At 42.8% G+C, this 12,906-nt stretch carries 11 protein-coding genes; 4 read left to right on the forward strand and 7 right to left on the reverse strand.

What is annotated here, in order from left to right; translation table 11 throughout:
- Positions 1-17 precede the first annotated feature (17 nt).
- Positions 18-1,193, reverse strand: a complete 1,176-nt coding sequence (locus ABS301_RS13355) for a glycoside hydrolase family 5 protein (RefSeq protein ID WP_349672675.1) — start codon at positions 1,191-1,193, stop codon at positions 18-20.
- A gap of 113 nt (positions 1,194-1,306) precedes the next feature.
- On the opposite strand from ABS301_RS13355, the gene ABS301_RS13360 reads away from it, so the two are divergent.
- Positions 1,307-2,548: a helix-turn-helix domain-containing protein gene (locus ABS301_RS13360; protein ID WP_349672676.1), complete on the forward strand. Its 1,242-nt coding sequence runs from the start codon at positions 1,307-1,309 to the stop codon at positions 2,546-2,548.
- Positions 2,549-2,596: 48 nt separating this feature from the next.
- On the opposite strand, the gene ABS301_RS13365 is transcribed toward ABS301_RS13360, so the two are convergent.
- From ABS301_RS13365 to ABS301_RS13385, 5 genes are all read right to left on the reverse strand, one after another.
- Positions 2,597-3,292, reverse strand: a complete 696-nt coding sequence (locus ABS301_RS13365; RefSeq protein ID WP_349672677.1) for a tryptophan synthase subunit alpha — start codon at positions 3,290-3,292, stop codon at positions 2,597-2,599.
- Positions 3,292-4,572: a PTS ascorbate transporter subunit IIC gene (gene ulaA, locus ABS301_RS13370; RefSeq protein ID WP_349672678.1), complete on the reverse strand. Its 1,281-nt coding sequence runs from the start codon at positions 4,570-4,572 to the stop codon at positions 3,292-3,294. Before ulaA ends, ABS301_RS13365 begins: the two co-directional genes overlap by 1 nt.
- 29 nt (positions 4,573-4,601) lie before the next feature.
- On the reverse strand, positions 4,602-4,880 hold the full coding sequence (locus ABS301_RS13375) for a PTS sugar transporter subunit IIB (RefSeq protein WP_349669310.1): 279 nt from the start codon (positions 4,878-4,880) through the stop codon (positions 4,602-4,604).
- On the reverse strand, positions 4,881-6,908 hold the full coding sequence (locus ABS301_RS13380; protein WP_349672679.1) for a BglG family transcription antiterminator: 2,028 nt from the start codon (positions 6,906-6,908) through the stop codon (positions 4,881-4,883).
- A gap of 205 nt (positions 6,909-7,113) precedes the next feature.
- Entirely contained in the window at positions 7,114-7,434 is a 321-nt protein-coding gene (locus tag ABS301_RS13385; RefSeq protein WP_349672680.1) for a DUF4491 family protein, read from the reverse strand.
- Between the two features lie 153 nt (positions 7,435-7,587).
- Here ABS301_RS13385 and ABS301_RS13390 point away from each other — a divergent pair, with 153 nt between their 5' ends.
- The 3 genes from ABS301_RS13390 to xdh all read left to right on the forward strand — a co-directional run bounded on the left by ABS301_RS13390 (position 7,588) and on the right by xdh (position 11,857).
- A complete protein-coding gene (locus tag ABS301_RS13390) occupies positions 7,588-8,514 on the forward strand; it encodes an NTP transferase domain-containing protein (RefSeq protein ID WP_349672681.1) in 927 nt (308 codons plus the stop codon).
- A 121-nt stretch (positions 8,515-8,635) separates the two neighbouring features.
- Positions 8,636-9,268: a nucleotidyltransferase family protein gene (locus ABS301_RS13395; protein WP_349672682.1), complete on the forward strand. Its 633-nt coding sequence runs from the start codon at positions 8,636-8,638 to the stop codon at positions 9,266-9,268.
- 3 nt (positions 9,269-9,271) lie between these two features.
- Entirely contained in the window at positions 9,272-11,857 is a 2,586-nt protein-coding gene (xdh, locus tag ABS301_RS13400) for a selenium-dependent xanthine dehydrogenase (RefSeq protein WP_349672683.1), read from the forward strand.
- A gap of 61 nt (positions 11,858-11,918) precedes the next feature.
- On the opposite strand, the gene ABS301_RS13405 is transcribed toward xdh, so the two are convergent.
- The gene (locus ABS301_RS13405) at positions 11,919-12,848 is read right to left on the reverse strand and encodes a bifunctional helix-turn-helix transcriptional regulator/GNAT family N-acetyltransferase (protein ID WP_349672684.1); all 930 of its coding nucleotides are present in this window, start codon (positions 12,846-12,848) and stop codon (positions 11,919-11,921) included.
- Positions 12,849-12,906 lie beyond the last annotated feature (58 nt).

Below are 12,906 nucleotides of genomic sequence, written 5' to 3' on the forward strand. Positions count from 1 at the left end.
TTCTCCTCTTTTCTGAATTATATTTTACTTTTTACAGGAAACCAGCCAAAATCCACACATCTTCCCAAATCCCAGCTGTCCCAGCCGCTCCAGCCACTGGTGTTGACCGTATCCGTTAAAAGCTTATAACTCCAGTAAAAATGACCAGAACCCTTATTCCATGCTTCCAGCTGGGCCTTTGCCACTGCCTGATAGATTTCTTTTTTCTCTTCTGCAGATTTCAACTCTTTGTCAGATCCCTCTACACCGTTTAAGACAGTCTGACCCCCTTTTGTATCCCAGCCGCAAGCCAGAGAATTAAAGAGACACCATTCGCCGCATATTACCGGAACGTATGCCTGTATTTTCTCTATCTCTTTTGCAAAATGAGTTTGAATATAATCCAGATATTCGTTTAAATTCTGACCGCACCCCATCATTTCTGCCATCATCAGATACTGATGAGTATCCAGAACGATGTTTTGGAAATTTTCATTTTCAAAGAATTCCTTCCAGCCGGACAAGTCAAATGCATCGTGAAAAACCACATGCTTTTCCTCCGGCATAAATGCTCGGATTCTTTTGTAGGCCTCCCGGTAAAATTGTTTAATAAATGAAATGGGAATACCGCAGCTTCCCGCTCCCATAGCCTCATCTTTGGGAGGATATCTCTTTTGCACATTCATAAACTCCCAGATTGCTTCCGTAGCCGGCTCATTGAGAATCTCAATTCCCCACAGTCCGTTCCTTGTTCCATATCGTTTTGCCAGGCGTTCCAGTACAGTCAGTACAAACTCCACTTCCTTGGGATTTTGAGCCCATTTGCATACGCCGCTGATTCCTCCGTTATCGAATCCGTTCTGACCATCCGGTGCCGTATGTAAATCAATCAGTATTTTAAGACCATACTTTTCAGCCCAGTTAAATGCCTTATCAAGCTCATTGATACAGCCTGGAAAAGGCTCTCTGTCACCAAAAATAAAATATGGAACCGGAATACGTATGGTATCCATGCCCCAGGATTTGATGGTCACAAAATCCCGCTCCGTAATATATTCACTGCGATGGATCTGAATCCTTGCTTCATAAACTTCTTTTGTCAGACTGCGGGGAAGCCAGTATTCATCCGCTGCATCCGTCCCTTCAAATAATCCGGGACTCATCCATTTCTCCAGTACCAGCCAGTTTCCCAGATTTACACCATTCACTTTCATATAAATCTCCTTGTTGTATCATTTTTTAGTTGCTTTCATTTTAAATTAAGTTATACTGATCTTATATCATTATTTACAGTTTTTTATCACGTTTCTTAGATAAAGGAGTTTGTATGATTACAAATTATTTCATGAAACACATTTCCTATCATCTTCATACCTTTGTAAAATCCTATACGATGGATAAAAAACCAGGAGAGACTGTATGTGCCCGCAAGGACTTTTCTGATCTCCCTTTTTCTTCCCTGAAAGTCAGGGAAGCCGTACTTGAGAGGGAAGCAGAACCTTTTCCCACACTTACTTCTGTCAATGGCAATATCATATATGCAGCAGTTCCCGCTCAGGACATGATTTACGTGATTGGGCCAGTGGGCTTTCATACACAGGTGAATATTAACCGAAGCATCCAGGCTCTTGATATTGACTCCAATTGGATCCAGAGTCTGAGTATCTGTGATTTCGATGATTTACTTCGGGATATCCTTCTCATTTATAATCTCTTTCATGAGGAAATGCTAACAGCAGGTGACATCATAAAGAAAAACTGTGTGGCTTCGCTGACAAAAGAGCAGATACAGAAGAATTTTTCAGAATTGATCTTTGAGAATCATGAAAATGGAAAAAAACATAACCCATATGATCAGGAGGTCAGGGAATTTTCCAGCATTGAAAACGGAGATATCCGACAACTGGAGCAAAGCTGGGCGGAGGACTACACCGGGCAGCTGGGCATCCTGGCAAAAGACCGGCTGCGCAGCTTTAAAAATGTCTGTATTGTAGTTATTACACTGGCAAGCCGGGCTGCCATCCGTGGAGGCTTAAACCCGGAAATCTCGTTTTCCCTCAGTGACATATTTATCATGAAAATAGAAGAATCCAACGACATGGCCACTCTGATTCATATGAAAAACAGTGCGGAATATGAGTATGCCAGGCTGGTACAGGAAGGAAAGGAAAAACAGAAAGGAACCCGGAAAAAAGAAAAAAATCCCCGCATTGAGGAGTGCAAGGATTATATCTTTTCCCATCTTCACGAGAAAATAGGTATTGGAGCTATGGCTCTGGAGCTTCAGATGAACCCCAACTACCTTTCCGATCTGTTTAAAAAGGAAGAGGGTATTTCTATTACAGACTACATTCGAAATGAAAAAATAAAGCTGGCTGAAAATCTTTTAATATATTCCAAATATCATTATATTGAAATATCGGCCTATCTGGGCTTTTCATCACAGAGCCACTTAGGAAAGCAGTTTAAGGAAGTGACTGGCATGACTTTAAAACAATACAGAGACTGTTATGGTGTAAAAGAGTTTATCCACACTGGAAAAAAAGAAAACACAAAAGCAGAAGCCTGACTGTAAGATAAGTCAGACTTCTGCAGATTCTATTAAAACTCCCCTGTTTTAATATGCTCTTTTTAATTCGTCTATGTAGCTTTTTAGTGTATCAAATCCTCCCTGCTGATAACGGCGGATAAATTCGGTTCCAATTATGGCGCCGTCTGCGCCATTTTTCATCACCGTTTCAACATCAGAAGCAGATTTGATGCCAAAACCTACAAATGCGGGAATAGAAGTGAATGATTTCACTCTTTTTACAACGTCGATATACTGATCGGGCAGTTGATCAAAAGAGCCTGTTTTTCCTTCTCCCGATACCACATAGGCAAACAGATGATTGTGTTCTAATGCCTGTTTCAGTTCATCATTACTTTTAGACTGATTGAGTACTTTGATTGGATCATGAAGGATATCCGCCGGATAATCGCCATTGACACAGATAAAACCATCATATAGCTCATGTGGAATGTGGGTAAGAGAAAAGCGTTCCACACCTTCCTGATATGTCATAATAACTACTTTAAATTGAAAACGGCTGCGAATCTCCTTTAACGAAACTGCAATGTCTTCCCCGGTTAACCCCTGGTTCAGTATCACTTTGTTTGTCTCACGGATAATCTCCCCATCCATATAAGGATTTAAAACAGGAATCCCAACTTCCACATACCCCGCCCCTTCTTCATCAAGCAGCTGAAGAATTTCAAAAAAACGTTCTCTGTCCGGATAATGCAGTGGGATATAAAAAGCCAGATGTTTCATTACATTCCTCCAAACATTCTCAGGATCCATCCTAAAATCGGTCCATAGAAGGAGTAGTCTGTCTCACTTAAGATTCTCATAATCGGTGCATAGGTTCCGATCATTGGCAGTAAAAGGGCTTGTCCGAAGATCAGAATCAGACCATTTACAAAGGATCCGATTATGGCGCCTCTGCGGCCGCCGTGGGCATTGCCGAAAATTGCGGTTACTGCACCGGTGAAGAACGTTGGAATCAGAGCCGGGAATACTACTACCGGATAATTCAGGAAACCAAGAACCATCATTCCCAAAAGTCCTGCAATCAGGCTGGTAATGAAACCAAGTATGACTGAATTGGGGTAATTGGGGAACAACAGCGGAATATCCAGTCCAGGAACCGAATTAGGAATAATTTTATTAGCAATTCCGTGGAATGCCGCAATAATTTCGGAAAGCATCATTCTGACACCGGTAATAATAACTGTAATCCACATACCAAAGGATAAACCTTTTAAGAAGCTGAAAACCAGGATATCCTGTCCGCCGGTAACGTTTTCCAGTGCCCAGGATGGACCGGAAAGAAGGCTGATGGCGAGGAAAAGGATGGTCATGACAATGGTCAGTGATATGGTCATTTCTCTTAAAAAGTTCAGTTTTTTTGGTACATTGATATTCTCCAGATCATGCTCTTTGTTGCCAAAGGCTTTTGCCAGCAGGGAAGAAATAAGAATTCCCACAGAGCTGGAGTGAGCCAGGGTAAACCCTTCTCCGCCTTTTACCTCTTTCATAAACAAAGCGACGTAAGCGCAGGAAAATGTCATATAAGAGCCAAGTAAAACAGCACCCACTGCTACTAACGGTATCATACTTAAGTTGGTTCCGAATTTCAGCAGTGCTGCGATGAGTCCTGCGTAGAAAAAGGATACGTGAGCAGATAAATGTACGTATTTAAAGCGGGTGAATCTTGCAAGGAGAAGATTGACAACAAATCCCAGTGCAAAGATCAGCGCCATCTCCGTTCCAATTCCGGAGAGACTTTCGCTTTGTGCCGCGCCGATATCAACGGGAATTTCCGGCAGATTAAATATTTTCGTGATCATGGTCTGCAAAGGCAGCAGTGACACGCCAAGCGTCTGTCCGCCTACATTAATCATGGTGAAACCAATCATGGTTTTGATTACGCTTGGCAGAATCTGATCCCAGGTCTTTTTCTGCGCAGCCATTCCTATAATTACTACGATTCCAATGATGAACACCGCCTGGCTGAACACATTGCGAATCAGATACATCATTACTTCCATAGTTCTCCCTCCCAGGGCTTCTACACCTGTTATCTCTTTGTATTAATTGCTTCCATAAGCTGTTCTTTCAAATACTGCTTATCCATCATATTATCAATGCGGATAATATGAGCCTTTGAATCTCTTAACACATCAGCAAAATCTGAAGTGGTTATTAAGATATCATAAAAATCCGGGCTCACAGAACCAATATCAGACGCGTCTACCACCGCTTCAATCTTTTCCGCATCCAAAATCTGCTGGGTAAACAGACGAAGCATCATGGAGCTCCCCACTCCTGCACCACATACCGTAACTATTTTTAACATTTAGGATTCCCCCTTTATAATTTTCATAATTTCCTGTTGCGATTTAGCGTTAATAATTTCTTCTACTTTCTTCTCATCCATAAGAATGTCCGCAAGTTCTGTCAAAGCTTTTAAATGAGACTGGTGATCGATAGCGCACAGACCAACGACGATATTTACAGGATCATTTTTCGGATGTCCAAAAACTACAGGCTCTTTCAGCGTAACAATGCTAAGTCCGATCCCAAGTGCTCCTTCTTCCGGTCTTGCATGAGGCATGGCGATTCCGGGAGCAATTACAATGTAGGTTCCGTTGACCTCCACATTTTTAATCATTGCGTCAATATAAGCTTCATCAGCCAGACCTTTCTCAACAAGCAGTCTGCCGCTCTCCCTGACAGCTTCCTCTCTGCTGCCTGCAGAAAACTTTGCCTGTATTAAATCGGTTGTCAGTATTTCTTTTAGCATAGGTTGATAAATTCCTTTCCTGGGTTCCGTTTTTTCAGAGAACCCCAAATATAGACTTAATTCTTTTTTCAGAGCTGGAAGCTGTTCTTCTTTAATATCTGCGTATTTGCGGATAATGCCCATAACATCTCCCAGATGAATTCTGGCAGTTAAAAAGGATAACTGGTTTTGTATTTCTCTGATATCATAATCCGATAGGAACGGACTGACTTTTAATACCTGTATATCTTTCCATTTAAAAGGTACCGTTGAAACAATAAAATCGGGTACGTGTTCCATCAGCCACAAAGCCGCATTGCGAAGGCTGAATGTCCCCAGTATGTTTACATGAAACATGGCTTCCAGTCTGCTTTTTAAAATCTCGGAGGTGCTGATTCCGGCATTGCAGACAATAATTACATTGGGCGTTCTGCGTACCTGTTTTTCATTTCTCTCGATTACAGAAGCAAACAACAGTGTGAAGTAAGATATTTCATGCTCATTAAAATGAACTTTCAGCTTATCCTCTACCAGCATAACCCCTTTTGAGACAGCATCGTTAAGCTGAGAGAAGTTCTCCCTTACATAATTAAGCAGCGGGTTTTCCGCCCACTCTTCGGATAAAGCCCTTTTATAGGCTGGCCGGAGATGATTAAGAAGTCCCTCGTACAGCTTTGTATCTGTAACAAATGCTTCAAAGGGGTATTCCCTGGTGACCGCTTCAATAAACTGGTTGGTTACCAGATGAAAGGGAAGCCATTGTTCGGAAAGCAGTTCTTCATACTTTACCACAGACGCTTCCGTCAGCTTATTAGCCAGATAAAAGCAGTCATCTAAGGACACTTCCATTCCAAAAATGTATGCAAGCTCTTTTCTTTTCTGTAAAAAGGTGATTTCCTCTCTTGTCAGCGGATCTTTGGGACCTTCCGGAAAGACCTTTCCCATGGAAATTCTTGCATAGGTGACCCAGAATGCAGCCAGCATCCGGTGAAATGAAACATCACTGAGTTCCACGCTCAATTTCTCTGACACATCGTCTAAAAAGGCTTCACACTTCTTTATGATTTCCAGATCGCTGAAAGGCCGGTTTTCAAAAAACAAAGGGTCTTCACTGACTGACAGGATCAGTAGATTTCGGATATTTAACTCTTTCGCAATCACACGATAACCTTTAAAAGGTGTGGATTCCATCGCGATTGAGTGAATGGCCAGCATTTCTTTTATTTCCTTTAAATCTGCAATCAGCGTGTTTCTGGAGATATCCAGAACCTTCAAAAGATCCTCTACCGTAAACTGGTCTCCCGCCAGAAGTATGGTCTCTACAATCCGCAGACGCCGGATCCGTTGATTGGTTAAAACAAAATCCGAGGTGGAAGCAAGAAGACTTTCAAATTCAATTGTTAATGGTTCTGCATAATGCAGCTTCCCTTTATCTGCCTGTATAATGGGATATCCGCCTGTCTCCAGAAGCTCATTCAGCTTTTTTACATCACTGTAAACGGTTCTGGTACTCACTCCTAACTGAGTGGCAAACTCCCGGACTGTTAATTCCCGTTTGTTCTGACAGACAAGTTCAAATATTTTTGGAAGTCGGTTTTCCATGATTTCCTCCTTTATGTGCTCAGTATAGCATTTCGGATGGTTTGCCCGCAAAACCAATTTACTTCACAGGCTTTGCATACTTTGGTATATAGGGAAAGAAAAGAGACACCTTTCAGTGTCTCCCATAACTTACATAATTAGAATGGTTACAGATTAATATCGTCATTAATATTTTTCTTATAACCATCTTATTTTAATTATCTTGTTATTTTTCTTTCCCACCCAGTTCTGAGGCTTTCAATATTTTTCTTTTCGGATTTTCAGGAAACCAGCCCTTCTCCACTCTCTTTTTCTGCTCAAAAATCTCTTTTATACTCCACAAAAGAGAACAGCCAAGGACTGCGGACAGTGATCGTTCCGTTGAGGAAGGTGATAAGAGAGAGATTGCAAAGCACAAAAGTCCTACTATCAGAAACAAGGGCCATATTTTAACAGTAAAATAATACTCTGCCTTAATTACAACCGGATGCAGAAGTCCGATAATAAGAAATGTCCCTATGCCAATCATGATTCCATCATAATTCATTCAGTAGTACCTCTTCTTTCTTGCATTTATTACATTGTATTAATGGAATTTCAGGTTTATACGGATAATTCCCGGAAGGAACTTGCACTTTACCTTAATCTAACGTATGATTTTATCATATAATCAATATTTTGGAGAAATGAGGGTCCCTGTATGAAAATAAGTAAATTTGGCGGTTTGATTGCAGCAGCCAGCAAAAAGGCGGCGCTTCCCATGCTGAAAGTCGGCTCAATCACGATTATCAGACGAATTGTTATTTCTTTCCAGCAAGCCGGCATTTTTCCTATTGTTGTCATTACCGGAGCTGACGAAGATGAAGTAAAATATCAGCTGAGCAATTATGGAGTCATTTTTCTTTCCTATGAACAGACGGATCAGCTTGAGATGTTAGACTGCATAAAACATGGATTACGCTATCTCCAGGGAAAGTGTGACCGGATCGCCTTTACTCCTGTAAATGTCCCCATGTTTACGCCAGATACTCTGATTCGCCTGAAAAACACCAATGGAAATATCGTAATCCCCTCTTTTCACGGTAAGGGTGGACATCCTGTGATATTATCGGAACAGATTATTCCTGATATCTTAAACTACAACGACTCTGACGGCCTGCGCGGAGCAATCCGCGTACTGAAGGAGGACACTATATGGCTGCCTGTAGAGGATACCGGAATTTTAACCAGTGTACGCAATGTAGAGCAGCTGCAGGAACAGCTTGCTGAGCATAACAATGCCATCGTTCACCCCATGCTGCATATGAACATTGAACGGGAAACTGCCTTTTTTAACGCACGTCTTAAGCTTCTTCTTTATCTGATTTCCGATATGCATAATGTTCGAAAAGCATGCAATGCCATGTCACTGTCCTATGGAAAAGCCTGGGACATGTTAAACCGTCTGGAAACAGAACTGGGGTATTCCGTGGTTCTGCGAAGGCAGGGAGGCAGACAGGGCGGCAACACGCTTCTGACAAAAGAGGGCTATGAATTTTTGTCCACCTATCAGCAGTTTGAAGAAGAGGTGTTTCACTTCACACAAAGCCGCTTCCACGATTTGTTTTTAACCTCGGACTTATTATAACAGCTTACCCAAGTTCCTTCTCAAAAGAACTTGCAGACAAATGCCACCCCTTTTACAATAAAAGCAGCAGTAATCTGTTGATTCGATCAGAAAACTGCTTTCTTATGAAAGGAGTGGTTTTTTGTTATACAATCAGCAAATTCTAAGCAGTCTGATCCTGGCCGCAGGTTTATCTTCCCGCATGGGGAATTTTAAGCCGCTGATGCCGTTTCGGGGAAAAGCACTGATCGAAAACACCATAGACAGTGTACTCTCAGGCGGTGCACAGTCAGCCGTAGTCGTAACCGGATTTAAGAGCGAAGTATTGGAAGATTTCTTAAAGAAACGCTATGGTAATCGAGTTCTACTGGTTAAAAACCAGCATTTTAAGGAAACTGACATGATGACATCCATTAAAACAGGCTGCTATGCTCTTCCACCCTGTGATGCCTTTTTCCTGCTTCCCGGTGACATGCCGATGATATGCCCTTCCACATTTGAGAAATTAATAAAGGCTCGCTGCCCCGATATTCCCAGTGTGATAATTCCCACATTAAATGGATACCGGAAGCATCCTCCTCTAATCGATGGAAGGCTGATTGGAGATATTCTTTCTTTTCACGGAAACGGTGGACTCCGCCAGCTATGGAGGCAGCGTGAAGAACTGATTTACACGGTACCGGTTGATGATGAGGGGGTCACCATCGATCTGGATACCAGACAGGATTATGGGATATGCATACAAAATTATGAAATATCAGGAGGTAAACTTTAAGCTATGGAGAAGGAACTTAACGGACAACCCTATGCCCTGTGTATCAACGGAAGAAATTACTATTCCGATCATGACAAAAAACTGCTTGGTTTTTTAAGGGATGATCTTCATCTGACTGCTACAAAAGATGGCTGCAGCGAAGGCGCCTGCGGTACCTGTATGGTCTTGGTTGATGGCGTAAAAACAAAAGCATGCGTAATATCCTTAAGCAAATTGCAGGGAAAAGAGATCTTGACAGTGGAGGGGATTGCTCCAGATGAAATGAAGGTTTACGAGCATTGCTTTGCAGCTGCCGGAGCCGTTCAATGTGGATTTTGTATTCCCGGCATGGTAATATCCGCCAAAAGCCTGCTGGATGTTAATTTAAATCCGTCCCGCTCTGATGTGAAGCAAGCTATCAAAGGGAATCTGTGCCGGTGCACCGGCTATAAGAAAATTGAAGATGCTATCTTAATGGCGGCTGATTTTTTCAGGGAGAACAAAGGGATTCCACCCGCACCATCCTCCTTGCATATGAATGAGACGGCAAAACGAATCGACGCAGAAGAAAAGGTAAACGGAACCGGTATTTTTACTGATGATATCATAATTGATGGAATGCTGTATGCAAAGCCGGTTTACTCCAAATACCCTCGTGCCAGAATTGAACGTATTGATATCAGTAAGGCACTGATTCATCCTGATTGCGAAAAAATTCTTTTAAAATCCGATGTTCCCTGCAATAAAATCGGTCATATTAAACAGGACTGGGACGTGATGATGGGACCTAGAGATATTACACGATATGTAGGAAATGTTCTGGCCGTTGTGGCCTCCAGAAGAAAAGATACGCTGGAAGAAATCTGTTCTCTGGTGGAGATTGATTATACAGAATTATCACCTATTACCACCCCTTTTGATGCATTAAAGGGGGATGCTCCACTCATTCATGAGGATGGGAATGTAATGAGCCGGGCCAATCTTGTGAGAGGTAATGCAGACGAAGCAATCAGTCAGTCTAAATTTGTAGTGACACGAAAGTATAAGACTTCCTGGCAGGAACATGGATTTATGGAACCGGAATGCTGCGTTGCCATGCCAGAAGGGGAGGATGGTCTGCTGCTCTATACAAGCAGTCAGTCCGTATATGATGTCCAGAGAGAATGCGCCAAGATGCTGCAGATCCCAAGAGAAAAACTGCACTGCCGCTCACCTTTGGTCGGAGGAGGATTCGGTGGCAAAGAGGACATGTCGGTTCAGCAGTACGCCTCTCTTGTGGCGTGGCTTACAAAGAAGCCGGTAAAAGTGAAGTATACCCGCCAGGAATCCTTAAACTATCATGTCAAGCGTCACCCTATGGAAATGGAATTTACAACTGCCTGCGACGAAAACGGGATTCTCACAGGTATGAAGGGAGTTATTGTCGCCGATACCGGTGCTTATGCCTCTCTGGGCGGTCCAGTCCTTCATCGTGCCTGTACCCATGCGGCAGGACCCTACAATTACCAGAACATAGATATCTTTGGTATGTCGGTCTATACCAACAACGTGGTTTCAGGAGCTTTCCGGGGCTTCGGCGTTACACAAAGTTGTTTTGCGACAGAAATGAATATTAATTTACTTGCTGAAATGGCGGGAATCGATCCATGGGAATTCAGACGCCGCAACGCCATAAAGCCAGGAGATGTTTTGCCAAACGGACAGACTGCAGATTCCAATACCAACATGACAGCCTGTCTGGATGCAGTGAAAGATATATTCTATTCCAATCCTTATGCAGGAATTGCATGCGGCTTTAAGAACTCCGGAACCGGCATGGGCAAAAAGGATATCGGCCGCGTTTTATTGTCAGTTGAGAATGGTAAAATCCACATTCGCACATCTGCTGCCTGCATGGGGCAAGGGATCGGACAGATGGCACTTACGGAAATCTGCCATGTGACTAACTTGGATCCAGGATTATTTGTGTTTGAAACTGCTGATACAGTCCGTACACCGGATGCTGGAACTTCCACTGCTTCCAGGCAGACAGTCATGACAGGGGAAGCTGCACGCCGGGCAGGGGAGAAGCTAAAATATGAGCTGGACAAAGGAAAGACGGTTGCAGAACTGGAAGGAAAAGAATTCTTTGGAGAATATTCTGCACTCACCGACCCGCTGGGAGCTGTCAAAGAAAATCCCATCAGCCATGTATCCTATTCTTATGGCACACAGGTAATTGTTTTAAACGAAGAAGGAAAAATCACCAAAGCTGTATCTGCATTTGATGTGGGTACGCCAGTGAACATCCAATCGGTTGAGGGGCAGATCGAAGGCGGTATGATAATGGGCATTGGCTATGGTGTAACAGAAAAATTTGAATGTGTGGATGGATATCCAAAAAGCAGATTCGGAACCATCGGTTTTATGAAAGCTTCAGAGGCACCAGAATTATCTGTAATCCTGTGCGAACCGGAGGAAAAGGATAAATTGCCTTACTCTCTGGGAGCAAAAGGCTGCGGTGAATTATGTATGATTCCCACTGCTCCTGCCTGTGCCCATGCATATTATCGGCTGGATGGAGTGTTCCGCCAGAGTCTTCCGTTAGAACATACTCCGTATAGAAAGTAGTTAAAAACTTGCGATAAGAGCTGCTGAAAACCTGACATTAGTTTTCTGCAGCTCTTATGTATTATATCTCCAATTCAAATTCCAGTCCCAGCAAATCGTCCCGCCATGCCCGGTTTTCTTTCTCTGCCGTCTTTCTAAAACCCGCCTTCGTATACATTCCAATTGCCCTTGTTAAATCATTGGTAGTCTCTAAGTATACCTTTTTAAAACCCTTCTCCCTGGAAAATGACATGGCCAGCTCAAAAAGATCTTTCCCAAGTCCGATTCCCCGATAGCTGGGATGGAGAAGAAACCATCGAAGCTGCGCCTGAGTTCCGTGGCCAACGATACCGATACAGCCCACGATTTCTCCCTCATGCTCCGCACACCAGAGTCTGTCTTTCTCCGGATTATACTGAACCAGGAACTGATAAAAGGATTCTGCCACATATCCCTCAAATGCCACGGAATAATCATATTCTTTTTTGTAAATCCAGCCATGTAAATAAGTGAGATAACCTGCATCTCCAGGTCTAACATCGTCACGTATGTTAACTTCGCTTCTCCTGATATTTTTCCCTTTGGTCAATATGGTCTCAATGGAAGTCATGTTCCGTGCCAGCATCTTAATCTCCTCCTCAGGAAGAGCCTCCACCAGCTTTTCAATCTGGTGATCGGAACGGTCGTTAAACTGGTCCTGGTTTTCCTTCCCCAGCGGCGTTACGGTAAGGTATTGAGAGCGTTTATCTTCTGCAGACTGTTTTTTCTCAATCAATCCTGATTTTTGAAACTTTTTTAATATCCGGCTTAAGTATCCCACATCCATGGAAAGAGTGTCTGCCAGCATGCTGGCGGTACATTGCTCTGTTTTTTCGATCTCATGAAGAATCCGCACTTCAGAAAGGGAATACGGGCTGTCCAGAAAATGCTGGTTAAGCAATCCGAGAACATTTGTGTAATATCGGTTGAAACTACGAATGATTCCTATGTATTTCTTTAGGTAACTCTGCATGACTTTGCCTCCTGCTGTAAAATGATAATTATATTCTATCATTATAGTTGCTTTTGTC

It is taken from the genome of Lacrimispora sp. (genome assembly GCF_031982545.1).
In the GTDB taxonomy this organism is placed as follows: Bacteria; Bacillota; Clostridia; order Lachnospirales; family Lachnospiraceae; genus Lacrimispora.

Coding starts and splice junctions, on each gene's coding strand:
- ABS301_RS13380 (WP_349672679.1), bottom strand. CDS start 6,908: ATGGAAAACCGACTTCCAAAAATATTTGAACTTGTCTGTCAGAACAAA.
- ulaA (WP_349672678.1), bottom strand. CDS start 4,572: ATGGAAGTAATGATGTATCTGATTCGCAATGTGTTCAGCCAGGCGGTG.
- xdh (WP_349672683.1), top strand. CDS start 9,272: ATGGAGAAGGAACTTAACGGACAACCCTATGCCCTGTGTATCAACGGA.
- ABS301_RS13365 (WP_349672677.1), bottom strand. CDS start 3,292: ATGAAACATCTGGCTTTTTATATCCCACTGCATTATCCGGACAGAGAA.
- ABS301_RS13360 (WP_349672676.1), top strand. CDS start 1,307: ATGATTACAAATTATTTCATGAAACACATTTCCTATCATCTTCATACC.
- ABS301_RS13385 (WP_349672680.1), bottom strand. CDS start 7,434: ATGAATTATGATGGAATCATGATTGGCATAGGGACATTTCTTATTATC.
- ABS301_RS13355 (WP_349672675.1), bottom strand. CDS start 1,193: ATGAAAGTGAATGGTGTAAATCTGGGAAACTGGCTGGTACTGGAGAAA.
- ABS301_RS13390 (WP_349672681.1), top strand. CDS start 7,588: ATGAAAATAAGTAAATTTGGCGGTTTGATTGCAGCAGCCAGCAAAAAG.
- ABS301_RS13375 (WP_349669310.1), bottom strand. CDS start 4,880: ATGTTAAAAATAGTTACGGTATGTGGTGCAGGAGTGGGGAGCTCCATG.
- ABS301_RS13405 (WP_349672684.1), bottom strand. CDS start 12,848: ATGCAGAGTTACCTAAAGAAATACATAGGAATCATTCGTAGTTTCAAC.